This window comes from Salipaludibacillus sp. CF4.18 (genome assembly GCF_051262595.1).
GTDB classification, from domain to species: domain Bacteria; phylum Bacillota; class Bacilli; order Bacillales; family Salisediminibacteriaceae; genus Salipaludibacillus; species Salipaludibacillus neizhouensis.
The window spans coordinates 53,390-79,977 of the sequence record NZ_JBIMEV010000004.1 but is presented as its reverse complement, the minus strand read 5'-3'; the positions used below and the strand labels follow the sequence as shown (position 1 = coordinate 79,977).

The following is a 26,588-nucleotide window of genomic DNA, read 5'->3' as shown; positions in this document are numbered from 1 at the left end:
AAACTTGTTTTTTACATTTGAAATGACAGCTATCTTTACGCCACACGTATCAAGGGAAACCCACCTCCTTTCGAGTAGCACCTACACGCACTACGTAGGTGCTACTCGGGGGGGCTAAAAAGATCACGCTGTAATTAATAAAAGACGGCTATGCCGTTTTTCTTAGGAGAAGTGGGAGAATGTTTTATCGAAGAGAATTTCATATTCCTATGCAAGATAGTCAAATGCCGTTATTTACAGAGACGATTGGCTATAACCCTGCACAAGAAAAGATCAGTCGGCCGGATGGGTACTCTGCCTATCATTGGATTCAAACGGTGCGAGGAAAAGGTGTCGTTACCTATCAAAATAAGGAGATCATTCTTCCACCAAATCATGGCGTGTTATTTTTACCTGATGTGCCACATTTTTATGAAAGATCTAAGGATACGGAAAACTGGGAAACAACCTATTTTACTTTCGGAGGATCGATGGTAAGAGAGCTGCTTGGAAACTTGGAAATAAATCGTACAGCTTTTTATAATTGGGAAACGAATACACCATTTTCCTCGTTTATTGAAGATGTGATTAAGCGAGGAGAGTCTTCTGCGGATGTCTTTAGTGTCAAGGCTTCTGCTGATGTATATGAATTTTTAATTTCGCTGTACAAATATGGCAAGGTTCAAAAGAACACCACTGAGGCTAGCCACTTGTCCAAACTTTATCCGCTGCTGGAATGGATGAAACAAAATGTTTCTAATGAAGAGATTGGAATTGAGGAAATGGCAACATACTTAAAGATGTCCAAGAGGCATTTAAATTCTCTTTTTCAACAAACTTTTAATCTCACACCGTACACTTATTTTTTAAATCTAAGAATACAAAAAGCAAAAAAACTTCTGTTAAATGACAGTAGTTCGGAAACAATCAAACAGATAGCAGCAGAAGTAGGGTTCAGATCCCCAAGTCATTTTATTGCGACCTTCCGGAAAAAGGTTGGGGTTTCCCCGGAGAAATATCGTCAATTACATTAAACTTGAACTATTATGGAGGTGAGGATTTTGTGAAAGGGCTAGAAAACTGAGAAGGAATTGCACTTTAAGAATAATTTCCATTATGCTCAGATGATTACTGTCGAGACTGGCCCTTTTTTTTGATATACTATTCCTCAGACAAGAATGTTTAGAATGGTTAGGAGACTGTAAATTATGTTAGCGTATCACGAGTGGAAACACGTTTTTAAATTAGATCCAAACAAGCTAATTTCAGATAAAGCAATTGAGCAACTTTGTGAATCGGGGACGGATGCTATTATTGTAGGCGGCAGCGACGGTGTCACGGAGGAAAATACATTAGATTTATTAATGAGAGTCCGGCGATACAGCGTAGCCTGTGTGCTGGAGGTTAGTAATCTTCATTCTGTTATTCCTGGATTTGACTACTACCTTATCCCATCTGTACTGAATACTCGACATGTGACATGGTTAAACGGGCTGCATCATCGTGCCCTGAAAGAGTTCGGACATTTAATGAATTGGGAGCAGGTTCTTTCTGAAGGTTACTGTGTATTGAATGAAGAGTCAAAAGTAGCTCAGCTCACCGATGCGAAAACAGATCTGGAGAACGATGATATTTTAGCTTATGCCCGAATGACGGATCAACTTTTTCACATGCCAATTTTTTACTTGGAATACAGTGGTACATACGGGGATCCTGCCATCGTAAAAGAAGTGAGTGATATTTTAGAAAAAGCACAATTGTTTTACGGCGGTGGAATCGAGTCGTTAGAACAAGCAAGGGAAATGGCAGAACACGCGGATACCATTGTTATTGGTGATGCGATTTATAAAGATTTGAAGGCCGCATTAAAAACAGTAAAAGCGACGGAAACAGTCAAAAAATAAGTGTACAAGCTTCCTGTAAAGAGGTAATATAGATATAAACAGAACGTACGTTTGGATGGTGGTAGGATGAGTAATGAATTACTTCAGGGGCTCAACCCTGAACAACAAGAAGCGGTGAAACATGCAGAAGGACCTCTCCTTATTATGGCTGGTGCCGGTAGTGGAAAGACGAGGGTTTTAACGCATCGCATTGCATATATGATTGGAGAAAAAGAAGTTCCGCATTGGTCTATTCTTGCGATCACTTTTACAAATAAAGCTGCAAGAGAAATGAAAAACCGTGTCTCCCGAATCATTGGCGGACAAGCGGAGGAAATGTGGATTTCCACGTTCCACTCCATGTGTGTCCGGATTCTTCGACGTGATATTGACAGGATCGGTTTTAACCGTAACTTTACAATCCTTGATTCGACTGATCAAAAAACGGTCATTAAACGTCTTGTAAAGGAAATGAATATCGATCCGAAGAAATTTGATCCAAGGTCGATTCTTGGCTCCATTAGTTCTGCTAAAAATGAGTTGAAAACACCTCAGGATTTCGCAAAAAATGCGTCTGGTTATTATGAAGAAACGGTTCATAAAGTTTATGAAGCATACCAGAAAGAGTTGAGACGTAATCAATCGTTGGATTTTGATGACTTGATTATGACGACGATTAAACTTTTTAAACAAGTACCTGAAGTTTTAGAGTATTACCAGCGCAGGTTTCGTTACGTCATGGTAGATGAGTATCAGGATACAAACAGGGCACAATATTTATTAGTAAAAATGATTGCGGATAAGCATAAAAACATTTGTGTGGTTGGGGACTCAGATCAATCTATTTACAGGTGGCGCGGTGCCGACATAAAAAATATTTTATCCTTCGAGACCGATTATTCAAATGCGACTGTCGTGATGTTAGAGCAAAACTACCGATCTACAAAGCGAATTCTTCAAGCAGCCAATAAAGTCATTGATAACAACGCAGGTCGTAAAGCAAAGAACCTTTGGACAGATAACATTGATGGTGACAAACTCAGTTATTATGAAGCCGATAATGAACACGGGGAAGCCCAATTTGTGATAGGAAAAGTGCAGGAGCATACCAAGTCAGGGAAGTACAAAACGTCTGATATGGCCGTGCTTTACCGGACGAATGCCCAGTCACGGGTTATTGAGGAACTACTGGTCAAGTCAAACCTGCCCTATACGATCGTTGGTGGAACAAAGTTCTATGACAGAAAAGAGATTAAAGATTTATTGGCATATTTAAGACTGGTTGCAAACCCGGACGATGATATCAGTTTTCGGCGCATTGTCAATATTCCTAAACGAGGGATCGGTAATACAACGGTAGACAAGCTTCAGGCTTATGCGAATGAACATGAGCTTTCTCTGTTCAAAACATTATTGGAAATTGATCAAGTCGGATTGAGTGCTCGTTTCACAAAAACGTTACGCGAGTTTGGTGAACAGCTTCGTGGATGGATTCAAATGCAGGAGTACCTGCCAGTGATGGAGCTTGTGGAAGAACTATTAGAAAAAACAGGCTATCGTGACATGCTCAAAAATGATAAAAGTTTAGAAGCAGAAGGCCGTTTAGAGAATATTAACGAATTTCTAACTGTTACTAAAGAGTTTGAAGAGGTAAGTGAGGATAAAACACTTGTGGCCTTTTTAACTGACTTGGCTCTTATTGCTGATATCGATAAAGTGGAAGATGAAGAAGATTCAGAAGAAAAAATTCTGTTAATGACTCTTCACTCTGCAAAAGGTCTGGAATTTCCGATAGTCTTTTTAATAGGATTAGAAGAAGGAGTTTTCCCGCACAGTCGGTCGCTTATGGAAGAGATGGAAATGGAAGAAGAACGACGCTTGGCCTATGTCGGAATTACTCGTGCAGAGAGGCATCTTTATATTAGTCGTGCAAGGATGCGTACGTTATACGGTCGCACGAATATGAACCCGAAATCACGGTTTTTAAATGAAATTCCTGAAGAGTTAATGGAAACGGTTGGTGGAGATAAAACGGAAGCTATGCCACCATGGATGCAAGGATCAAAAGGCAAGCAAGCGGTCGGATCAGGCTCAATGAATCGATCTTCTGGAGGAGCGGCTGCATCTCCGCAGCGAAGAACATCAACCACTAGAACGCAAACAACGACGACGGAAGGTGCATCTTTTGCTTGGGCTGTGGGAGACAAAGCACTGCATAAAAAGTGGGGAACAGGCACCGTCGTAAGTTTAAAAGGGGAAAGCGAAAACGTGGAACTTGATATTGCATTCCCGGAAGTAGGGGTCAAACGTTTAGCTGCTAAATTTGCTCCAATTACGAAAGGATAAGGTGAGGCAACGATGTCAAACAAGCAATTGAAAGAACAAATCGATCAGTTAACCGATCGATTAAATGACTATGCTCATCATTATTACGTCTTAGACACTCCAAAAATCCCTGATTCTGAATATGATAAGCAACTTCATGAACTAATGGAATTAGAAGAGAAGCATCCTGATCTAAAACGAGAAGACTCCCCTACTGAACGAGTAGGCGGAGAAATTCTCGATTATTTCCGCAAGGTTCAACATGATGTACCGATGCTAAGTTTATCAAATGCGTTTGATGATCAAGAGTTGCGCGATTTTGATCGTCGTGTTCAGCAGGGGCTTGGACATGAACCAATATATATGTGTGAACTGAAAATTGACGGACTTGCAGTTAACCTAAAGTATGAAGATGGAAAGTTCGTGCAAGGGGCCACTCGAGGAGATGGAACCACCGGAGAAGATATTACAAGTAACCTACGTACGATCCAATCGATCCCTTTGCGTTTAAAGGAAGAAATCACTATTGAAGTTCGTGGAGAAGCTTTTATGCCTAAAAAATCATTTAATGCCTTGAATGAGGAGAAGGAGAGATCGGAAGAAGCATTATTTGCTAATCCGCGGAATGCGGCAGCCGGATCGCTTCGTCAGTTAAATCCGAAAATTGCTTCGAAACGTCACCTGGATGTTTTCATTTATTCGGTTGGTCAAATTCAAGGTCAAACATTGGACTCACATTCGGAGTCTCTTGAATTTGTACGTAAGCGAGGGTTTAAAACAAATGATCAGACAAAGAAATGCGCTAATATTGAAGAAGTGATTGCGTATTGTAATGGATGGTTGGAAAAGCGGGCGAATCTTCCGTACGAAATTGATGGGATTGTTATTAAAGTGGATAGCTTACAGGATCAAGAGACACTTGGCTTTACAGCGAAGAGTCCAAGGTGGGCAACCGCTTTTAAATTTCCGGCAGAAGAAGTTGTCACACGATTACGCAGTATTGAATTAAGTATCGGTAGAACAGGCGTTGTCACACCAACAGCTATACTCGATCCCGTGTCCGTTGCCGGAACTACGGTTCGACGTGCCTCTCTACATAATGAAGATTTAATCCGCGAGCAGGACGTGAAAATCGGTGACAAAGTAACCATCAAAAAAGCGGGAGATATCATTCCTAAAGTAGTGAATGTACTAGTAGATGAACGAACTGGTGAAGAAGAAGACTTTCATATGCCTACAGAATGTCCGGAGTGCGAAAGTGAACTTGTTCGGATTGAAGGGGAAGTAGCACTTCGTTGTGTGAATCCTAAATGCCCGGCGCAAATTCGTGAAGGGTTGATTCATTTTGTTTCTCGAAACGCTATGAATATCGATGGATTAGGAGAAAAGGTAATTACACAGCTGTTTGCGCATGATTTAATAGAAGACGTAGCAGATATTTATCGATTGGAGAGGGATGAACTCCTGAAGCTTGAAAGAATGGGCGAAAAATCTGTCGATAATTTATTGCAGGCAATTGAAGTAACAAAAACAAATTCTTTGGAAAAGCTGCTGTTTGGTTTAGGCATTCGGTATGTAGGTGCGAAAGCCGCGAAAACTTTAGCAATGAATTTCGAAACGATGGATAAACTGCAAGAGGCATCAGTCGAAGAACTTGAAGCGGTCGATGAGATAGGCACAAAGATGGCTGATGCGATCCATACGTATTTTAACCAAGAACAAGTGCTTGAACTTCTTCATGAATTAGCAGAATTAAAGATAAACATGACATATACAGGGCCTAAACTTCAGGCTATGGAGGAACTAGATTCTGTTTTTGCAGGTAAATCGGTTGTTCTGACTGGTTCAATGGATATAATGTCACGAAGTGATGCAAAGGCTGAAATTGAATCCCGCGGTGGAAAGGTGACTGGAAGCGTGACTACTAAAACAGATTTATTAGTAGCTGGTGAGAAAGCAGGCTCAAAATTAAAAAAAGCAGAAGACCTTGGCATCGAAGTTTGGGATGAAAAACGGTTTCTTGCAGAACTAGGCTAAATCTCACAGGAGAAATTTAGATAAGAGAGGTCTGGACCGCGCCATTGGATTATGAGAAAATGACTAAGGGAGTATGTGAGTTAATTGCTGACTGCTTTTGTTCAAAGGCGAGGGAGAGTGAATGATGAGGAAAAAAATAAGTATTATAGGTCTTGGATTCGTGATACTTCTATCTGGGTGTATGCCATCCGTGGAGCGCTCCGAAGAAGACGTGATTGTTATAGAGGAAACGGAAGAAGAAGAGGAGCAGGAATACATTATTACTCCTACGATCGATACTGCAGAAAACTATTACCGTAATGTTTTAAAAGATGGTGTATACCACCGAAGCGAGGCAAGAGGAATCGTCAATGATGCAATGAACAACAGATTAGACATTAACCAATTTGAATTAGGGTTAATTGAAATAGCAACAGGTATTTTTGACCAGGAAACCTATTATTTCCAAGAGGGTCAATTCCTTGATGGTGAGCTTATTAATAGCTGGTTAAGTCGCTATAAAGAACCTGAGGAAAATGAAGATGGAGACATGGTGGGGGGGAATCTTGAAGGACTTAATCCGGCACTTGCTGAAGTTGATAACAAAGAGGAACAAATGCGTGAGAATCCACTGGTTCTATCTCACGTTATGGAACACAATTATTACTCTGGAAATGAAGAGGACGGTGTGAACTTAGGTGGAGTCGTTATTGGTTTATCTCTAAGAGACGTTTACTACTTTCGGACAGAGGATGAAGATGGCGGTCTCTACTTCCACGAAGAAGATTTAGATGCGGAAGAAACAGTACAAGCGGGAAAAGAAATCGCTCAGGAAATTTTAGTCCGTCTTCGTGAAATGGAAGGATTGGAAGAAGTTCCAATCACATTTGCTCTTTATCAAGAAGAGAAACGCGGTTCTGTGGAACCAGGAACGTTTGTTACCATGACCGAAGTCGGAGAAGGGGAAGCCGACATTCAAGATTGGAATGCTGTCAGTGAGGACTTTATTGTTTTTCCATCTAGCGAGGCAAGTGAAACTCAACCGGAATTATCCAGTGCATTTTCGCAATTTAGAGAAGATGTAGAAGAATTTTTTGATCGAAGTGTTGGAGTAGTTGGAAGAGGTCGTTATAAAGATGAAAGGCTAGAGGAGTTAACAATTGAATTGAACTTGCAATCACATGGGAAAGCTGAAATCGTTGCATTAACACAATTTATCAGTGGTAGATTAGAGTCGACATTTGCGACACAATCGCCCATATATGTCTACTTAAAATCGGTCAACGGAACGGAGTCCATCATTATTCTGTACCCTGATCAAGAACCGTATGTACACATTTATAAGTAACTTTTGAAAGATTAAAACTCTTGGACCTACGTCGGTCTGGGAGTTTATTTTTAGTGTTTTAAGTAGTTGCATAATTTCAATAGGTAATATTAGGTAATACAGCCTAATAAATCGATATTTTCTAGGAAAGCTATAATACTTATCAATTTTTTTTGTGAATATATATGTCCATACAGCGGTATAATAATGGTAATAGATAATATTCACGAATAATTATTCAAAATAAATGAATAAAAACATTATTTAAAATGTTCTGTTAATAATAATATGATATAGTTTTCTTATCGCTATTACCCTCGGGATTTTGTTCAGAATATTGAAAAATTTATAGAGGTGTATTACCTACTACAAACAAGTAATTTTAAAAATCAAAGTTACTTTTTAAAGGAGGTGAACTCAACTTATGGAACATGCATTAACGACCGCAACCTGGTTTTGGTTATTCGTTCCAATGCCGATTTTAGTAATTCTATCAGTAATAACATTTTTTACAGAGAGGAGAGGATAACTAATGGATACTTCAACACTTGTAACGTTTATAATTTATTTAGTAGGGATGCTGGCAATAGGACTCGTTGCTTATAAAATGACTAGTAATTTATCTGATTATGTATTAGGAGGACGCCGATTAGGTGGAGGAGTTGCCGCCCTTAGTGCTGGTGCATCCGACATGAGTAGTTGGCTCTTGCTTGGATTACCGGGAGCAATCTATTTAAACGGGATGACAGAAATTTGGATTGGTATTGGGTTAGCGATTGGTGCTTACTTGAACTGGCAGTTTATTGCAACGAGACTTCGTATGTATACAGAAATTGCTGGTGACTCAATAACATTACCCGACTATTTTGAAAATCGATTCAAGGACACTTCGAAAATATTACGAATTGTTTCCGCATTAGTAATCTTAACATTTTTTGCTTTTTACACTTCCTCCGGACTAGTTGGTGGAGCGATACTTTTTGAGAGTTCATTTGGACTCAGTTATACACAATCGTTATGGATAGGTGCAATTGTAATTATTTCCTATACTTTTTTAGGGGGATTCCTCGCAGTCTCCTGGACAGACTTTGTGCAAGGTATATTAATGTTCTTAGCACTTGTGATTGTGCCGTTTGTTGCTATTAGAGATATGGGCGGCTGGAATGAAACGGTTAACCGAGTGGGAGAGATTGATCCTCTTTATTTGGACGTATTCACAGGAACAACTGCTTTAGGAATTATTTCCCTTTTAGCGTGGGGACTAGGATACTTTGGACAACCACATATTATCGCCCGTTTTATGGCTGTTAAATCCAAGGCTGAGATTCCAAAAGCTCGTTTGGTTGGAATGACTTGGATGGTATTTGCTTTGTTTGGTGCTATATTTACAGGTTTTGTTGGTATCGCATTTTTTGCAGATACACCTCTAGATAATTCGGAAACTGTTTTTATTGAATTTACACAAGTTTTATTTAATCCAGTTGTATCCGGGTTTTTACTTGCAGCGATATTAGCTGCCATTATGAGTACAATTGACTCACAGTTACTCGTTTCTTCAAGTGCTTTAGCAGAGGATTTTTATAAAGCTATTTTCCGTAAAAAAGCTTCGCAAAAAGAACTTGTATTGGTAGGACGTTTAGGAGTAGTCGTCATAGCCTTGTTCGCTATTATGCTTGCTTACAATCCAGAAGCTTCTGTTTTAGAGCTCGTTGGATATGCTTGGGCAGGATTTGGTGCTGCTTTTGGTCCCGTGGTCATCTTATCTCTATTCTGGGATCGAATGACGAAATGGGGAGCACTTGCAGGTATGGTCGTAGGTGGCGTTACTGTCATCCTATGGGCGGAGCTAACGACGGCAGGAATTATTCCGTTTTACTTATATGAAATTGTTCCCGGTTTTATCTTAGCATGGGTAGCAATTTATGTTGTATCCTTGCTTGATAAAGAACCAGTGAAAGAAATTAAAGATGAGTTCCTACGAGTAAAGGATAGTCTGTAAAGTTAATTTTAAAGTTTAATAATGAAAGGAAGCTACCTGGATATCATTGTATCCAGGTAGCTTTTGTTAATATGAACATTGAAAGTTGAATTACTGCCCCGCAGAGCGTTCGTGATGCGGCATAGAAATTAGTCTAATATTTTGAGTTACATCGGCTCTATCGTTGATTGTACTGGGGATCTTTGGTATGATCGTACTATTGTGAAGTCAGGATAGACAAGATTTTCAGATAAAATTCGGAGGTGTAAAAGATGGATAGAATTTCAAAAGATCAAGTGAAACACGTGGCACATTTAGCGAAGCTTGATTTTTCAGAAGAGGAAATCGAGCATTACGGGTATCAGCTCGATCAGATGATTAACTATGCTGAGAAGTTAAACGAGATTGATACAGAGAATGTAGAAGCAACTTCTCATGTTTTAGACGTAAGAAATGTTTTACGTGAAGATGAAGCGCGAGAGTCTTTACCGCGGGAAAAAGCATTGAAGAATGCACCGGATCAGAAGGACGGGCAATTCAAAGTACCGTCTGTGCTTGAATAGGAGGAGAATGCATGAAATTATTTGATCATCAATTAAAAGATATTCATGAGCTTTTACATAAAAAAGAAGTTAGTCCCACCGATCTTGTGGAAGAATCATATAAGAGAATTGCTGAGGTAGATGATAAAGTAGGTGCTTTTCTAAGATTAGATGAAGAAAATGCTCGTAATAAGGCAAAAAGTCTTGAGGAAAAACTCGCAAACGGAAATGCTTCAGCAAGTGAGATTCTTTTCGGCATGCCGGTCGGAATCAAAGATAATATTGTGACAAAAGGGTTACTTACAACTTGTGCAAGTCAGATTCTAGCAAATTTTGATCCGCAGCATAATGCGACAGTTATGGAAAAACTAAATAGCTTAAATACGATAACAATTGGGAAGTTAAATATGGACGAGTTTGCCATGGGCTCTTCTAACGAAAATTCAAGCTATAAAAATGTGAAAAACCCTTGGGATCTTTCAAGAGTTCCTGGTGGATCCAGTGGTGGTTCCGCAGCAACCGTTGCAGCGGGAGAAGTTCCTTTTTCCTTAGGTTCCGATACAGGCGGATCGATTCGACAACCAGCAGCTTTCTGCGGTGTAGTTGGTATGAAGCCTACATACGGTCGTGTTTCCCGATTTGGTTTAGTTGCCTTTGCATCTTCGTTAGATCAAATTGGACCTATTACACGAACAGTGGAAGACAATGCTTACGTACTGCAGAAAATTGCTGGAAAGGATGTTCTTGACTCTACTAGTGCAAATATTGGTGTTGCAGATTATGTTTCTCAGTTAAGTGGAGATGTAAAAGGTCTTAAAATTGGCGTACCTAAAGAATATCTTGGAGAAGGTGTTTCTGAGGAAGTAAGAGAGACTGTGAAGGAAGCGTTAAAGGTGCTTGAATCACTAGGAGCAGAATGGGACGAGGTTTCTTTACCTCATTCAAAGTACGCGGTACCGACATATTATCTTCTGTCATCATCAGAGGCATCAGCGAACCTTGCTCGTTTTGATGGGATTCGTTATGGTGTTCGTCAAGAGGAACCTTCTCTTGGTGAAACGTACAAGCAAACACGCACAAAAGGTTTCGGGGATGAAGTGAAACGACGTATTATGCTTGGAACGTTTGCTTTAAGTTCTGGGTTCTACGATGCTTACTATAAAAAGGCTCAAAAAGTCCGGACGTTAATCAAACAAGACTTTGAAGATCTTTTCTTGAAATATGATGTCATTATTGGACCGACAGCGCCAACAACAGCTTTTAAAATAGGCGAAAATGTCGATGACCCGTTAACAATGTACGCGAATGATATTTTAACTATCCCGGTGAATTTAGCTGGTGTTCCGGCAATTAGTGTTCCTTGTGGTCTAGTAAATGGATTACCGGTAGGATTACAGATTATCGGGAAACATTTTGACGAATCAACTGTTTATAAAGTGGCTCACGCGTATGAGCAGGCAACAGAACATCATAAATTAAAGCCAAACTTGTAGAAAGGAGGGAAACCATAATGAGTTATGAAACAGTAATAGGGTTAGAAGTACACGTAGAATTAAAAACAAATTCCAAGATTTTTTGCGGGTGTTCAACCGAATTCGGTGCTCCAGCAAATTCACAAACTTGTCCTATCTGCTTAGGCCATCCAGGAGTATTGCCTGTGCTGAATAAACAAGCAGTAGAATTTGCAATGAAAGCTTCTCTTGCGTTGAATTGTGAGATAGCAGAAGTGACGAAGTTTGATCGGAAAAATTATTTTTATCCGGATAATCCGAAAGCTTACCAAATTTCACAATTTGATAAACCGATTGGCGAAAATGGATGGATTGATATAGAGGTTAATGGAGAGAAAAAGCGTATTGGTATTACAAGGCTTCATCTAGAAGAGGATGCAGGAAAACTGACACATGTTGATGAAGAAGGTTACTCGCTTGTCGACTATAACCGAGTTGGTACACCTCTTGTAGAGATCGTTTCAGAACCGGATATTGAATCCCCGGAAGAGGCATATGCCTATTTAGAGAAGCTCAAGGCAATTATGCAATATACGGAAGTTTCAGATTGCAAAATGGAAGAAGGCTCATTACGCTGTGACGCCAATGTCTCCCTCAAACCTAAAGGACAGGTAGAGTTTGGAACGAAAGCAGAGATTAAAAACCTAAACTCCTTTACTCATGTTCAAAAAGGACTAGAGTACGAGGAAAAACGCCAGGAAGAAGTACTCTCTTCAGGAGGAGAAATTCTCCAGGAAACTAGAAGATGGGACGACGGCGGTAAGAAAACGATTTTGATGCGGGTGAAGGAAGGATCGGATGATTATCGCTATTTTCCTGAGCCGGATCTTGTCAATTTATATATTGACAAAGAATGGACAGATAAAATACGTGATCTTATTCCAGAATTACCGGATGCAAGACAAAAACGTTATGTTAAACAATTTGATTTACCGGTCTATGATGCAGCAGTTATTACACAGCAAAAAGCGATGAGTGATTACTTTGAAGCAGCTGTAGAGCTTGGTGGTCCGGAAAAGGCAAAATCCGTGTCTAACTGGTTGATGGGGGAAGTTAATGCCCATTTGAAACAACAGAATCAAGAGATTAGTGATATTCCGATGACTCCTGAAGCATTAGTAAAAATGATTCTGCTTATTGATAAGGGTACGATTTCATCAAAAATTGCGAAAAAAGTATTCAAAGAGCTTATTGAAAAAGGTGGAGATCCTGAACAAATTGTGAAGGATAAAGGTCTTGTTCAAATTAGCGATGAAGGCGAAATCCGCAAAATGGTGAATGAAACCTTGGATGGAAACGCGCAGTCGATTGAAGATTATAAAAACGGGAAAGACAAAGCGATTGGCTTCCTCGTTGGTCAAATCATGAAGGCTTCAAAAGGAAAAGCAAATCCACAACTTGTGAATCAGTTACTAGTGGAAGAAATTAAAAAACGCTAAATGTAAAAGTGCACGGAAAAAGTCAATTTGAACTTTTTCCGTGCACTTTTTTTATAGTTTTTTATTAGTAAGAAAGTATCGAATCGGACCATGTTTTTTCAATGGGAGCAGAAGTCTTATTTCAATGCTGTTATTCCGAATAAGACGATATAAATAATAAACGAACTGAAACTAAGAATACCAGTAACAATTGCCATCGTAACATGCTTCTGAGTCTGCCTGTGAATGTTATTCCAAACGAAAAACCAAAGTGTTATCCCAATCAGTGCGATCAAGAGAGAAATCAATTGGTTTGGAGTGGGAGAGGAAAACAAAAAGTAAATAAAATAAGACTGGTAGCCAATGAGGAAAATAAATAAGTAGTCAAAGTATTTAGACACAGAGTAAACTCCTTTATTTTCATCTTTCAACGATTACTGTTGAGATAAAAAGTCATCTGAAATAGAGAGTGTCATTGCAGCAAAAGGTACTTCGGTATTTCCGACGGAAGAAGTAAAAACATCTACTTCTTTAAACCCCATTCCTTTGTAAAGCTGTATGGCACGGTCGTTAAAAAAGGCTACTACGAGGCGATAGTGGGATAGGGATTTTTTTCCATGGGCCCATCTTAGTATTGTCATCAAAAAAATTTTCCCCAGGCCTTTTCCAGTGAAATTAGGGCATGCCTAAACCTAAGTCAACATATGCATCGTCATCATAGAGGCCGATATGATAGCCTCCAGGAACACGAGCTTCTTTTCCTAAACAAAAATACCCGAAGAGGTCTTTATCAGATATAACAGCATAATACTCTTCAGATAAAAGTGATTGAATGGTTTCCGGTGAGCCATCCATGCTGTACATCTCATATGGGTACTCATACTTCCAGTTGGATATTTCATGTGCGTCGGACAATGACATTTTATTTATATGTAATGGAGTTTTTTTCATTTCGAGCACCTTTCTAATTGCTTTGATGTTCGCAGCTAAAACTAAATAATCCGTTGTTTACTTGAGGTTGGCCACCTACATCCTTACATAGCTCGACTGCCTGTTGAATACTAAACACATTCATAAACAAAAATGAGATAGAAATAAACACGAAACTAAAAGCAACAATAAAATACAATTTACGCGTGATTTTCATGGCCAACACCTCCTTACTCCTGTATTTTACAGGCTTGGTTACTAAATGTCATTGGTATAATGAGCAAAATGTTATAAAAGATTGTTTGATGAACTATACGGGAGAAATTTGGCGATAAAGAAAGAAAAAGTTTTTTTGAAGAGGAGAGAGAATGAACAATTTAAGAGAAACGAGCACCAAGGAAAGAAAAATGCGCAACTAAACGAAATAAATGCACCACCACACCGCCGACATGAGCAATATAAGGAGTTTATATGCGCATCATAATAAAAGCGGCCATCCTACAAAGACAACTTCAGTAAATAAACGAACAATAAACCTTAAATACTGAGAAAAACCGAGTTATAGCTAGAATTAGGCAGAAACACAGGTGATAACCCCTTAAAATTGAATAATCAGAACATTTACAATATATAAATAATTTATTAAGCTATTATTAAGCAAAACGAATTGCTAATCAAAAGAAAGGAGACCTGCAAGTAAGATTTAGCATTTTATGTTGAAAGATCCTAAAGCATGCTCTATAAAGGGGTTGAAATCCGATGACGTAGGTGAGCGAAGTGTATGTATTTTCATACATGGGAATCTTAAAGGATGAAAAATGAATGCTAAAAAGTAGGTAATGAAAATACATGAATGAAAATAATGAAATATAAATGACCCTTTGTATCCATAATTGGACAGAGGGTCATTTTAATATCTCTTTAACAGCATCGCTTTTATCGCTAAAGTTAGAATCATAGCAACCTATCTCCTCCTCGGACAATCGCGCCGCAGAATCTTCAGCTACTGATAGTTTAGAGAATTTGACACCCTTTCCTTTCTTCAATCACCATTCCCAAATACAACAGGATTTACAAAAATAACCTATATATATGTAGTAATATTTCTATTATTACGGGAAAATGGTATACTATTTAGAGAAGCTCGGTAAATTATGGAGGATACAAAGACATGAAAAAAGCAAGGTTAATATATAATCCTTCTTCAGGAAGGGAACAAATAAAAAAACATTTACCTTATATATTAGAAACGCTTGAAGAAGCGGGATATGAGGCATCTGCTCATGCGACAACAGGACTAGATTCAGCGAAACATGCGGCTGCATTAGCTTGTGAAAGAGGTTTTGATTTAATTATAGCTGCCGGTGGGGATGGCACAATTCATGAAGTCGTAAATGGGATGTCTGAACAGGAAAATCGACCAGTATTAGGAGTATTACCTGGAGGTACCACAAACGACTTTGCAAGGGCCTTACATATACCGAAAAGCATAGAAGAGGCAACTAAGATATTAGTCAATGGCAGAGAACAAACAGTGGACATAGGGAAAGTAGGCAGTAAGTATTTTATTAACATCGCTGGGGCTGGATCATTGACGGAATTAACGTATGAAGTACCAAGTCGCTTGAAAACAATGATGGGACAGGTAGCTTATTACGTAAAGGGATTTGAAAAGTTGCCAAGAATCAAGCCGACGCAAGTGACGATTGAATATGATGGAAAATGGTTTGAAGGAGAAATCATGCTGTTCCTTGTCTCCAATACGAATTCGGTTGGTGGATTTGAAAAATTGGCACCTGATGCCTACTTAAACGATGGAATGTTTGATCTGTTGATTGTGAAGAAAACGAATTTAGCGGATGTTGTCCGAATTACCTCGGCTGCATTACGAGGAGACCACATTAATGATGATAAAGTCATTTATGTACAAGCTAGCAGAATCAAGGTTCGGTCAGAAGATGATATGCAGTTAAACCTAGATGGAGAATTTGGTGGAAGTTTACCTGATGAATTTGTTAATTTGCATAATCATATTAACATGATCGTGCCAAACAAAAAATTGAGTTGTTTTCAAGAATTATATTAACAAACCGGCTGGGGACTAATGATCCTCGGTTTTTTTGTTATTTATGAAACTTCTAGTTTGGTAATACGTATTTCTATTTAGGAAGTTTTACAATATAATGATAATAAAGTATAAAATGTAAAACTTTAACAAACGTAAGTAAAAACAATACTTTATGTCGGAGGATAGCTTATGAGTAAAATTGTTCTAGAAGTTAAGAATTTGACGAAGCAAGTACAAGGTGGAAAGAAAATTGTTGACGAGGTCAACTTTCAAATGAAGAAAGGGGAAATACTAGGACTACTAGGACCGAATGGAGCAGGAAAAACGACTACCATTCGAATGATTGTCGGCTTAATAAAAAAGACTTCAGGCAGTGTTTCCATCAATGGAAAAGATCTGGACGAAAATGGGCAAGCTTGTAAATCGGATATTGGGGCGATTGTAGAAAACCCAACTTTTTATGACTACATGAGTGGCTATAAGAATCTTCAGCAATATGGGCGCATGGCTAAGGAAAGAATGACAGATGAGCGTATTAGAGAAGTGGTAGAGTTAGTAAAACTGGAAGATGCGATTAAAGATAAAGTGAAAAAGTATAGTCTTGGCATGAAACAAAGATTGGGAGTGGCTCAAGCAATTTTGCATCGGCCTGCGCTTTTAATTTTAGATGAACCTACGAACGGACTTGATCCTAAAGGGATTAGAGAACTAAGGAACTACCTTCGCAAACTTGCAGATGAAGGAATATCGACGCTGGTTTCCTCACATTTATTAACAGAAATGCAGCTTATGTGTGACCGTGTCGTAATTATGGAGCAAGGGAAAGTCATTGACGTCTCTGATATATCTTCCTTAGATAATGATAACGTCACAGATAAGTTGATGGTCTTATTGCATGTGAAAAAAGGACAGGGACAATCGTCCGAAGAAGTTATTCAACGGCTTGAATCTATAAATCTAGTAAAACGTGAAAAGGAAAATGAATTCCTTCTAGAAATGGACTACGATCAAATTCCTATCATGAACCGAGATTTTGTTCAATCTAAAATTGATGTTTACGGAATTGAATCGAAGCGTACATCTTTAGAAGAAAAGTTTCTTCAGCTCACATCAGCTGAAGGCAAGCAATTACAGAAGGAGGCCAGATAAGCATGCAATCATTAATACATAATGAGTGGATTAAATTGTGGAATAAAAAACAGCCATGGTTTTTTCTAGGGGCCATTGTTGTTCTCATCATTGGTATGGTAGTTATTTATGATAATTTTTTAATAGACTCCAACAATCAATCGACAGGAGAATGGGAAGTAACGCTGGAAACGGAAATCGCAGAGCAAGAGGAAATAATCGAAATGAATAATGGAGACGAAGTGGATATCGAATTTGCCGAGCAAATAATCCAAGAAAATAAAGCAATGCTTGAAGCGGGTGTGAATCCAAATGAGATGTACAACGCTAAGTTTTTAAATGATTCAATTTTTGCCATCACCGCTTTCGTTACGTTATTTAGTGTCATTATAGCAAGCACGATCGTTTCCTCGGAGCAGGATAATGGAACACTAAAGCAATTATTTATCCGTCCATTTGAGCGCTGGCAGTTCTTATTGGCAAAATTTATTACAGTCGTTTTGTTTTCAATGATTTTGCTGGCTACTTTAATCATCACAAATTTAACGGTTGGAACGATATTCTTTGGAAGTGGGAGCTTTTCAACCCCTATCATAGAAATTACTATGCAAGGTGGTAAAATCATTACTACTGTTGAAGAAGTACTTCCGGCCAAAATAGGTCTGTATTTTTTGAACATGCTCATGTTCCTAATTATCTCATTTTCAGTGTCAATTCTGTTTAAAAGTCAGACCTTGGCGGTAGGAATAGGTATTTTCATTTTATTTGCAACGAATGTGATGCAGGCTTTAACAGGTTTATTAGGAGACTACATGTGGTATAAATTGCTCTTTTTACCTCATTTAAGTCTACCTTCTTATGTATTAGTGGATGAGCTACTACCTGGTGTAGGATTAGGATTTTCACTAGCCGTACTAGCAGTTTATGCGATCCTATTTTTAGGTTCAGCAACGATTTTCTTTCAGAAACGAGATCTTTCCTCTTAAAACACGGAAAAGACAAAAAGGGATGGAAAAAGTAGAAATCGACTTTTTCCATCCCTTTACTCGTTATTTTTTACGTATCTTATGTCGTTTCATATACGTGCCATTTCTCCATAACCACTCTATTGGTCCAAAACGATAGTGGATCAGCCACCATTTACTGAGGATCATTTGTAAGATAAATATAGCGACAACGAGAACTATTCCTAATGTTGTGCCGAGTTCTCCTAAAAGGCCAAAACCATAGCCGTAAAAGAGAGTGGTCATCACGATAGATTGAGAGATATAATTGGTTAACGCCATACGTCCGACGTACCTAAAACTGTCAAAGACGATGGAAGTGCTGAATTTCATAAAAAGAAGGGAGAAGGCTGCAATATATCCAATCCCTAAAACAGGACCTCCAAAAATATATCCAATGTAATCTAGCTGAGTGGTAGGTGTATAAACCATGACTCCTTTAAGGATTATCCCAACGGATAAGCCACTTGCCATTAGCAAAACTAGTGTTTGTTTATGCTCTTTTAGATCATGTAGCCATCGTTTTTTAGCTATAATTGCACCAACTATAAACAGCCATAATGTTTGCATAAATAATGTGACTGCATTAATAATCGAAATCAAAAAGCCAAATTCCACTTCCTCAAACGGGTCAGAAGTTAAACGAAACTCCACCGTATCCAGATAGCTTCCATCGGTTAAGACTACTTGTTCTTGCTCAGCGATCGAGGATAGCATAGTAGACGCTTCGTTCGTACTTGCATCATCGGTAGGGAGCAGACCAGGAGCGGTATTCAGAAAAACAAGAGTTATTGCCCATATGAGTAGCGTTTTTGGTTTGCATTTTAGAAACAAGACAAAGATGAATCCGGTTATTGCATAGGTAAGGAGGATATCGCCATCCCAGATAAGATAAAGATGTGCCGTTCCCATCATTGCTAAAATGACTAAACGACGCAGAAAGACAAGATAAAATGGACGGTCCTCCTGTCCGGCTCGTTGCCACATGAGTGTTGCTCCAAAACCGAATAGAATGGAAAAAATCGGATAAAAGCTTCCCTGAAAGAGAAACTCTATCATATTGTGAGAAGCCTGATCTGTTGAATTTAAGTCCGGATAAATATACTCATACCCAAACGTACCATATTGAAAGGCAAGCATATTCACAAGGAAAATGCCAAACAAAGCAAACCCTCGTAAGCTATCAATGTGATGAAGCCTATTAGCTGAATCCAAGGGGCTTAGCGCTGCGGGGACCGAATCTTTTTTCGAAGTAATAGTTTTATTGGTAAGTTTATCGCTCATTATGAACCCCCTGTCAATATTCGTTAAGAAAAACCCCAAAAGCCATAGCCTTTGAGGTTTTATAATCGTTCTAAATAATGTTTAACTTCTAAGCATTTTTATGGTCGTAATCTTTTTTTGCCTGGCGTAAGTAATAAATAAAAGCGGCACCGCGCAGTATGCCTTCCAAATCATTTCGGTCAAGAATGTCTGTTCCAGCTTGAGCATGGTCTGCTTTTTTAGAAGTGAATTTCACCATTGTTGATGTCAAGTGATGAGCAGATTCCCCCGTATCATGAACGATCTTAAACAACGGGTTTAACTGTGCAATTTTTTCATTCACATCCATTAATGTTTCATTCACATTATGAAGAATGACAGTTGCTTCACCGGAGACTTCACCAACCGTTTTATTAACAGACTCTACTGTTTCTGCAGTATGACCTAATGTTTCGGTTAATTTTTTAAAGACCGGGATGAGTAAAATGACCAACGCTGTAAATGCTAATGATAGAATAAAAACTCCAATACCTAACCAATCCATATGTACCACCTCTTTTAAAGTTATAGTTATGATTTCTTAAACCGCAATTATTGGTTGCGGTATGATTCGATCATGTCTAAAAATGAAGCAATGTAATCGCCAACTAAAGGCAAGGAAACGGTGTTAGCAAGTATAAGGAAAAAGATACCGAGAAAAATTGCTGTCCCAAGTGTTAGTCCAACACCCCTTGCTACGCCTGCAATTAAATTCACTTTAATGACTTCCTTTTTATTCGTGAAATGATACGCCATGTCTTTTAGCCGTCCGTTAGTTGTTATATCCTCGAACTTATCAAGGAGTTTCTCAAAGCGTTCATTTTCGTCCTGTTTTTTTTCATCTTCAGGATTACGCCCACCACGATTTTTCGGTGGTATTTTACGGTTTTTTTGATCAGTTGTTAAAGGCAATGAGTACACTCCTTTCTATTTTTTAGATGAAACGAATGCTTTTCAATTACCCTTTCCTCCTATATTGTAAACCATTGGCAGGATTGATGCTAGGAAATTGAGCAGCTGGGTGTTATTAAAAACTAATTTTTATAATTGTAGTTATTGTATACCAGATAAAAATAAACTATGATGAAATTAAGTGATAATGATATTGAAATTTATTTCAGTTTCATTAAATTAGAAGGAAGTAATTAAGAGACATTCATTTCGAAGGGAGGGGAAACAGTGGAGAAAAGTAAAAAGTCTCAACTTATTGAAGCGGCTAAAATGTATTATTTGTATGACTACAACCAGAGTAAAATAGCAGAAAAACTTAATGTGTCACGGCCTACTGTATCAAGACTCTTGTATCGAGCAAAAGCAGAGGGAATTGTGGAAATCAAGGTAAATGACACAGAAGAAGACAGTGATCAACTTGCTGAAATCATTCAACGTAGATATAACTTAAAACGAGTGATTGTTGTGGATACTCCTGAAGAGGATGATCAAAGGATCAAACAGTATTTAGGGCAACAAGCAGCGGACTTTCTAGATTCAATCATCGAAGACGACGATATTATCGGTGTAACATGGGGGACAACGATGTATCAGGTTGCCAAAGAACTAAAGCCAAAGAAAATGAATAATGTGAGAATTGTTCAGATGAAAGGTGGAGTCAGCCACTCGGAAACGAATACGCATGCAAATGAGATTCTGTATATGTTTGGACAAGCTTTTCATACAATCCCTCATCATTTACCACTCCCGGCGATCGTTGATCATGTCGTTGTAAAGCAGGCAATGGAGGCGGACAGGTATATTAAAAACATTCTGGAATTAGGTCAAAAGGCCACTATTGCTATGTACACTGTTGGAACGGTGAAAACAGAATCTCTTTTATTTCAATTAGGATATTTTAAGGGAGAAGACACACAACTTATTTCTGAGAAATCGGTAGGCGATATTAGCTCGAGATTTTTTGATGGAACTGGAGAAATATGCAGTAAGGAACTGAACTCTCGAACAGTAGGGATTGAGCTAAGTGAACTTCGTAAGAAGAAATATTCTATCTTGATTGCAGGAGGGGCTCATAAACTGGTAGGAATTCGGGGAGCACTAACAGGAAAGTACGCGAATGTTCTGGTGACAGATGTCCACACAGCGAAGGAATTAGCAATGGAAAATAAAGGATGATAGATTTATGAAATAATGTCCATGAAAGTGTTTACATTTGTTCATAACTTCTGCTATAGTCTAAGTTGTAAAGGATGTTAGACGTCTGAACAATAGCGTGTGCATGCAACGAAATCTTAACAGAGGTGATTTAGATGAATATTATATGGGGGTTATTTGGTGTTTTTATCGTATTATCCATTGCTTTTTTGTTTTCCAGTAATCGAAAAGCAATTAAACCAAGAACCATTATTGGTGGACTTGCGATACAATTTGCGTTTGCTTTTATTGTTTTGCGGTGGGAGACAGGACAGGCTGGATTAGAATGGTTATCGTTTCGCATAAATGATATTATTAGCTATGCGGATGAAGGGATTAACTTTCTTTTCGGCGGTATATTTGAAGCGGAAGGCGTAGGCATGATTTTTGCCTTTCAAGTATTGACCGTTGTAATTTTCTTTTCTTCACTGATTTCTGTATTATATTATTTAGGTATTATGCAAAAGGTTATTAAAATTATTGGTGGAGGATTGGCTCGGTTGTTAGGTACCAGCAAGCCGGAATCTTTGTCGGCTGCTGCGAATATCTTTGTTGGTCAAACTGAAGCCCCATTAGTGGTCAAGCCGTTTCTTGACCGTATGACAAAATCTGAACTGTTTGCAGTGATGACTGGGGGATTGGCATCTGTTGCAGGGTCGGTCCTTATTGGTTATTCGTTGTTAGGAGTTCCTCTAGAGTATTTGCTTGCAGCAAGTTTTATGGCAGCTCCATCTGGTTTAGTCATGGCAAAATTAATGATGCCAGAAACAGAACCTGAAAAAATTGCTGAGAAAGACCATATTGAAATGGATGACGACAAAGAGTCCCACAATGTTATTGATGCGGCTGCACGAGGGGCAAGCACAGGTTTGCAGCTTGCTTTAAATATTGGTGCCATGTTAATCGCGTTTATTGCATTAATTGCGTTGATCAATGGATTATTAGGTGGAGCAGAAAGTGTAATTAATTCTTCTGTGAATACCGTTCTAGGATGGTTTGGATCAAATGCTTCTATAGCCTTGTCAGGAATTACATTACAGAATATTTTTGGTATTATTTTCTCTCCTTTAGCATTTGCAATCGGTGTACCATGGGCAGAGGCATTTCAAGCTGGTTCGTTTATTGGTCAAAAACTAATATTAAATGAATTTGTAGCGTATGCGGCCTTTGCTCCGGAGATGGAAAGCTTGAATCCTAAAACAGTTTTGGTTGTCACATTTGCACTTTGTGGCTTTGCTAACTTATCATCTTTAGGAATTCTTCTTGGTGGACTGGGTGCACTTGCTCCAAATCGCCGACAGGATATTGCAAAACTAGGTGTCAAAGCTGTAATGGCGGGGATGCTTGCTTCCCTTTTAAATGCCTCTATCGCAGGAATGTTCTTTTAAAGAGCGAAGTGGCGAAAGCTCACGCTGTATTTAATAAAAGACGCTATGCGTTTTTCTTATTATGAAAGGATGAATATATAATATGAGTAAATCTATTGGTTCGATGATCGATCACACAGTTCTAAAAGCAGATACAAAAGAAGCACAAATCGTTAAATTATGTGAAGAGGCAAGAGACTATCGATTCGCTTCTGTATGCGTAAACCCAACATGGGTAAAGAAATCAGCGGAGCTTTTAGCTGGAAGTGGTGTAGACGTTTGTACCGTTGTAGGATTTCCTTTAGGTGCAAGTACACCTGAAACAAAAGCATTTGAAACAACGAATGCGATTGAAAATGGAGCAACGGAAATTGATATGGTTTTGAATATTGGTGCACTAAAAGATAACAACGATTCACTAGTAAAAGAAGATATGGTAGCTGTTGTTAAAGCAGCTAAAGATAAAGCACTGACAAAGGTGATTTTGGAAACGTGTCTTCTTACGGATGAAGAGAAAATCCGTGCGTGCGAGATTGCATTAGAAGCGGGCCTTGATTATGTAAAAACGTCAACTGGATTCTCTACCGGAAATGCAACGGTAGAAGATGTTGCTTTAATGCGAAAGACAGTTGGCAACAAAGCAGGAGTGAAAGCGTCAGGCGGCGTTCGTAGTCTAGAAGATGCGAAGGCAATGGTAGACGCTGGAGCCACTAGAATCGGTGCAAGTGCCGGTGTGGCAATAGTTGATGGAGAAAAAGTAGAGAGTGATTATTAAATTATGAGCAAAATTACTCCATTTATTTAAAGTCAGCTAAGAGGTTTTCCTCTATAGGACGAGGAGCGAATAAAGCCATTAAGATGATATATATGTAGAAAGAGGATGACCCACAAGGTCATCCTCTTTCTACATATTGTATAACCGGTGAGAATGTCCCCGCCGGTTATTTCCTGAATATAGCACTGAAATAGCTACGTTATTGGCTTTAGCAATGAGAAAATCCCCATAGCGACTTTACTCGTTGCTATGGGGATTTTCTTAAAACGTCAAAACACTTTTAAAGCACCTTTCAGTATCATTGACATATAACCTTGTACTTACTTGATATAGTACTTGAGGATACGCTGTACTTCGTTGCTAAATCTTTTTGTGAGAGATTGGCAGGAGAATCGGTTTGCTTTCCGATCCAATACTCAAGAGCAGCTGCGAAAGTCTCTGGTTTTGGAATTCTGGGTTGTTGTTTTGTTGCAAACTTTATCCAGTGCACCTTTGCTTTGACATAGCTGGAAAAAGATACAGCAGACCAATCTAGATGAGAAAAGAGTGTAGTTATCACTTGTTGACTTGGTTCATTAAGCTTATCTTCTAGTTTTAAATCCTTTTTTGAAACGAATAAGAGACTTAACACCTCCAAGACTTCATGGAAGTGTTGGCTAAACATCGTCTGTTCGTTCCTATAGGAGGATGTGGAATCCAATGACTGTTTCATGTCATTCCAAGTTTCTAAAAAGGAATTTTCCAATTTTTCAGGAATGCATACCGCATCATTCCCGAGAGCTTGTCCAATTGGTGTCGGATATAGGTAGCCAATGATACGATCACCGCTATTTAAATTATCGGAGGCAGGTGTCTTTTCAAGAGTAATCAATACATCTTTGAATACATCATGCAAAACGATGTTATTTTGGGCTGCATTGGTTACCCTAAATAACTTAGGCTCCATCGTGTTCCATTCATGAAGCAATTCACCGAACTCCTTAGAAACAGGAGTCGCTTGCTTTTCAATATATGAGGAAAGAATGGTTTGCTTATCCCCAAAAATCGGATGGTTGAAAATAAGCCAATGAAACAACAGTTGTGAGAACGCTTGAGCATCAGCTTTAGGTAACTTCTCAAAGGTTTGAACATAACGGTCATAGACAGGCTGGAGCTCCGTTTCGAATTCCTTACTGTAATCAAACAACCGCGGTAAGAGTTCATTAAAAGCGCGTTGATCTGCTTCTGATAATTTTGGTTTTGATTCTAATTTAATTAAACAACATTTCTTATACTTCTTGCCACTGCCGCAAAGACAGGGGTCATTTCTTTTTAGTGTTGCCATTTCTTTCACCTCGTTCATTTAAATCACCTATCCTATCATATCAGCAATGGGGATTTTTTCAACTGTAGAGTGAGATATGGTACAATCAAGGGCAGACTAAAACAGATCGGAAGGGACCGCAATAATGAAAAATGATCAAATACCCGTTGAAAAAAATGAATTAATAGATGTTACATTTGAAGATTTAACCCATGATGGAGCAGGAGTCGCAAAAATTAATGGCTATCCTTTATTCGTCAAGGGGGGACTTCCAGGTGAGAAAGGGCAAGTGAAGGTTGTACAAGCCAAGAAAAACTATGGTTTTGGCCGATTAATGGGGCTAACAAAGGAAAGTCCTGATCGTGTGGCACCACCCTGTCCGATTTTTCATCGATGTGGAGGCTGTCAGCTTCAACATTTAAGCTATGAAGGACAACTGGCGCAAAAGCAAAAACAAGTCGAAGAAACCTTAGCAAGAATTGGTGGAATCACTGACGTACCAGTTCACCCGGTTATTGGGATGGATGAGCCCTGGAGATATCGAAACAAGTCGCAGGTACCGATTGGCGAACAAAAGGGCCATGTGGTGGCTGGATTTTTTGCGGAGAGAAGTCATGAAATCGTTGATATGGAATCCTGTATTATCCAACACGAGGAGAATGATCATGTCGTGCGGCTCGTGAAGGAACTTGCACGAAAGTACGGTGTCCGTGGGTATGACGACAAAACCCATAAAGGGACGTTACGTCACGTCGTAGTACGGCAAGGCAAGCATACGAAAGAAATGATGGTCGTGTTAGTGACAAAGGGAAAAGAGCTTGCTAACAAGAAAAACATCATTCAAGAATTACGTGAAAGAATCCCGAACGTTAAATCGATTGTACAGAACATCAATCCGAAGCGTACAAACGTAATTTTTGGCGAAAAAACAGAAGTTCTTTGGGGCGAAGAGGTCATTTATGATTATATCGGAGACATCAAGTTTGCTATTTCCGCGCGCTCGTTTTACCAAGTGAACCCGGATCAAACGAAAGTGCTTTATGAGAAAGCCTTGGAATATGCACAGCTAACAGGAAAAGAAACAGTCATTGATGCATACTGTGGGATTGGAACAATCAGTTTGTTCCTAGCGAAGGAAGCAAAGCATGTATATGGGGTGGAAGTCGTTCCCGAAGCAGTATCGGACGCGCAACGCAATGCCAGAATAAATCACGTAGAAAATGCAACCTTTGTCATCGGCGAAGCAGAAGGAGTCATGCCATGGTGGCAAGCACAAGGCATTAGAGCTGACGTGATTGTTGTTGACCCACCACGAAAAGGCTGTGACGAAAACCTGTTAAAAACGATGGTCCTAATGAAACCAGAACGAATCGTCTACGTATCCTGCAACCCTGCTTCACTAGCAAGAGATTTGAAGTATTTGAAGGAAAATGGTTTTGAGGTGAAGGAAGTTCAGCCAGTTGACATGTTCCCGCAGACGGGGCATATAGAAAATGTTGTGGCTTTGGAGTTGAAAAAATAACATTAGCGAGATTTTTTGAAGAGAGTTCAAGGGATTGAGCTCTTTTCTAGGTTGGAGAAGCGGAT

Annotated in this window: 24 protein-coding genes; 16 read left to right on the top strand and 8 right to left on the bottom strand. The window is 39.0% G+C overall.

The window, feature by feature from the left end; translation table 11 throughout:
- Positions 1-179: 179 nt before the first annotated feature.
- The 9 genes from ACHABW_RS04320 (at position 180) to gatB (ending at position 13,000) form a co-directional block, all read left to right on the top strand.
- Positions 180-1,013, top strand: coding sequence for an AraC family transcriptional regulator (locus tag ACHABW_RS04320; protein WP_435754212.1), 834 nt, complete (start codon positions 180-182; stop codon positions 1,011-1,013).
- A 174-nt stretch (positions 1,014-1,187) separates the two neighbouring features.
- Positions 1,188-1,883 (top strand): heptaprenylglyceryl phosphate synthase, encoded by a 696-nt coding sequence (locus ACHABW_RS04315; protein ID WP_435754211.1) that lies wholly within the window; start codon positions 1,188-1,190, stop codon positions 1,881-1,883.
- A gap of 66 nt (positions 1,884-1,949) precedes the next feature.
- The gene (pcrA, locus tag ACHABW_RS04310; protein WP_435754210.1) at positions 1,950-4,208 is read left to right on the top strand and encodes a DNA helicase PcrA; all 2,259 of its coding nucleotides are present in this window, start codon (positions 1,950-1,952) and stop codon (positions 4,206-4,208) included.
- Between the two features lie 12 nt (positions 4,209-4,220).
- Positions 4,221-6,224 (top strand): NAD-dependent DNA ligase LigA, encoded by a 2,004-nt coding sequence (gene ligA / locus ACHABW_RS04305; protein ID WP_435754209.1) that lies wholly within the window; start codon positions 4,221-4,223, stop codon positions 6,222-6,224.
- Between the two features lie 121 nt (positions 6,225-6,345).
- Positions 6,346-7,551 (top strand): CamS family sex pheromone protein, encoded by a 1,206-nt coding sequence (locus tag ACHABW_RS04300; RefSeq protein WP_435754208.1) that lies wholly within the window; start codon positions 6,346-6,348, stop codon positions 7,549-7,551.
- 511 nt (positions 7,552-8,062) lie between these two features.
- A complete protein-coding gene (gene putP, locus ACHABW_RS04295) occupies positions 8,063-9,529 on the top strand; it encodes a sodium/proline symporter PutP (RefSeq protein ID WP_435754207.1) in 1,467 nt (488 codons plus the stop codon).
- A 251-nt stretch (positions 9,530-9,780) separates the two neighbouring features.
- Positions 9,781-10,071, top strand: a complete 291-nt coding sequence (gatC, locus tag ACHABW_RS04290; RefSeq protein ID WP_435754206.1) for an Asp-tRNA(Asn)/Glu-tRNA(Gln) amidotransferase subunit GatC — start codon at positions 9,781-9,783, stop codon at positions 10,069-10,071.
- A gap of 11 nt (positions 10,072-10,082) precedes the next feature.
- Entirely contained in the window at positions 10,083-11,543 is a 1,461-nt protein-coding gene (gene gatA / locus ACHABW_RS04285; RefSeq protein WP_435754205.1) for an Asp-tRNA(Asn)/Glu-tRNA(Gln) amidotransferase subunit GatA, read from the top strand.
- Between the two features lie 17 nt (positions 11,544-11,560).
- Complete coding sequence (gatB, locus tag ACHABW_RS04280) at positions 11,561-13,000, top strand: Asp-tRNA(Asn)/Glu-tRNA(Gln) amidotransferase subunit GatB (protein ID WP_435754204.1); 1,440 nt, start codon at positions 11,561-11,563, stop codon at positions 12,998-13,000.
- A gap of 116 nt (positions 13,001-13,116) precedes the next feature.
- Here the strand turns inward: gatB and ACHABW_RS04275 are convergent, their stop codons facing one another.
- Genes ACHABW_RS04275 through ACHABW_RS04260 form a run of 4 tightly spaced genes read right to left on the bottom strand, consistent with a single transcriptional unit; the run spans position 13,117 to position 14,126 of the window.
- Positions 13,117-13,380: a hypothetical protein gene (locus ACHABW_RS04275; RefSeq protein WP_435754203.1), complete on the bottom strand. Its 264-nt coding sequence runs from the start codon at positions 13,378-13,380 to the stop codon at positions 13,117-13,119.
- A gap of 33 nt (positions 13,381-13,413) precedes the next feature.
- A complete protein-coding gene (locus ACHABW_RS04270) occupies positions 13,414-13,620 on the bottom strand; it encodes a hypothetical protein (RefSeq protein WP_435754327.1) in 207 nt (68 codons plus the stop codon).
- 34 nt (positions 13,621-13,654) lie between these two features.
- Positions 13,655-13,930, bottom strand: a complete 276-nt coding sequence (locus ACHABW_RS04265; protein WP_435754202.1) for a hypothetical protein — start codon at positions 13,928-13,930, stop codon at positions 13,655-13,657.
- A 13-nt stretch (positions 13,931-13,943) separates the two neighbouring features.
- Entirely contained in the window at positions 13,944-14,126 is a 183-nt protein-coding gene (locus ACHABW_RS04260; RefSeq protein ID WP_435754201.1) for a hypothetical protein, read from the bottom strand.
- Positions 14,127-15,080: 954 nt separating this feature from the next.
- Between ACHABW_RS04260 and ACHABW_RS04255 the strand changes: the two genes are divergently transcribed.
- The 3 genes from ACHABW_RS04255 (at position 15,081) to ACHABW_RS04245 (ending at position 18,091) form a co-directional block, all read left to right on the top strand.
- Positions 15,081-15,995 (top strand): diacylglycerol kinase, encoded by a 915-nt coding sequence (locus tag ACHABW_RS04255; RefSeq protein WP_435754200.1) that lies wholly within the window; start codon positions 15,081-15,083, stop codon positions 15,993-15,995.
- 171 nt (positions 15,996-16,166) lie between these two features.
- Positions 16,167-17,126: an ABC transporter ATP-binding protein gene (locus tag ACHABW_RS04250; protein ID WP_435754199.1), complete on the top strand. Its 960-nt coding sequence runs from the start codon at positions 16,167-16,169 to the stop codon at positions 17,124-17,126.
- A gap of 2 nt (positions 17,127-17,128) precedes the next feature.
- Positions 17,129-18,091 (top strand): ABC transporter permease, encoded by a 963-nt coding sequence (locus tag ACHABW_RS04245; RefSeq protein WP_435754198.1) that lies wholly within the window; start codon positions 17,129-17,131, stop codon positions 18,089-18,091.
- A 63-nt stretch (positions 18,092-18,154) separates the two neighbouring features.
- On the opposite strand, the gene ACHABW_RS04240 is transcribed toward ACHABW_RS04245, so the two are convergent.
- From ACHABW_RS04240 to ACHABW_RS04230, 3 genes are all read right to left on the bottom strand, one after another.
- Positions 18,155-19,393 (bottom strand): DUF418 domain-containing protein, encoded by a 1,239-nt coding sequence (locus tag ACHABW_RS04240; protein ID WP_435754197.1) that lies wholly within the window; start codon positions 19,391-19,393, stop codon positions 18,155-18,157.
- Positions 19,394-19,481: 88 nt separating this feature from the next.
- Positions 19,482-19,916, bottom strand: a complete 435-nt coding sequence (locus ACHABW_RS04235; protein ID WP_435754196.1) for a DUF948 domain-containing protein — start codon at positions 19,914-19,916, stop codon at positions 19,482-19,484.
- 47 nt (positions 19,917-19,963) lie between these two features.
- Entirely contained in the window at positions 19,964-20,323 is a 360-nt protein-coding gene (locus tag ACHABW_RS04230) for a DUF5665 domain-containing protein (protein WP_435754195.1), read from the bottom strand.
- Between the two features lie 267 nt (positions 20,324-20,590).
- On the opposite strand from ACHABW_RS04230, the gene ACHABW_RS04225 reads away from it, so the two are divergent.
- The 3 genes from ACHABW_RS04225 to deoC all read left to right on the top strand — a co-directional run bounded on the left by ACHABW_RS04225 (position 20,591) and on the right by deoC (position 23,698).
- Positions 20,591-21,538: a sugar-binding transcriptional regulator gene (locus ACHABW_RS04225; RefSeq protein WP_435754194.1), complete on the top strand. Its 948-nt coding sequence runs from the start codon at positions 20,591-20,593 to the stop codon at positions 21,536-21,538.
- A gap of 134 nt (positions 21,539-21,672) precedes the next feature.
- Positions 21,673-22,944, top strand: a complete 1,272-nt coding sequence (locus ACHABW_RS04220; protein WP_435754193.1) for a NupC/NupG family nucleoside CNT transporter — start codon at positions 21,673-21,675, stop codon at positions 22,942-22,944.
- Positions 22,945-23,026: 82 nt separating this feature from the next.
- Positions 23,027-23,698 carry a deoxyribose-phosphate aldolase gene (gene deoC / locus ACHABW_RS04215; RefSeq protein WP_435754192.1) on the top strand — a complete coding sequence of 224 codons (672 nt, stop codon included), beginning with the start codon at positions 23,027-23,029 and terminating at the stop codon, positions 23,696-23,698.
- Positions 23,699-23,996: 298 nt separating this feature from the next.
- On the opposite strand, the gene ACHABW_RS04210 is transcribed toward deoC, so the two are convergent.
- Positions 23,997-25,022 carry an SEC-C domain-containing protein gene (locus ACHABW_RS04210; RefSeq protein WP_435754191.1) on the bottom strand — a complete coding sequence of 342 codons (1,026 nt, stop codon included), beginning with the start codon at positions 25,020-25,022 and terminating at the stop codon, positions 23,997-23,999.
- A 124-nt stretch (positions 25,023-25,146) separates the two neighbouring features.
- Between ACHABW_RS04210 and rlmD the strand changes: the two genes are divergently transcribed.
- Positions 25,147-26,523 carry a 23S rRNA (uracil(1939)-C(5))-methyltransferase RlmD gene (gene rlmD / locus ACHABW_RS04205; protein ID WP_435754190.1) on the top strand — a complete coding sequence of 459 codons (1,377 nt, stop codon included), beginning with the start codon at positions 25,147-25,149 and terminating at the stop codon, positions 26,521-26,523.
- Positions 26,524-26,588: the final 65 nt, after the last annotated feature.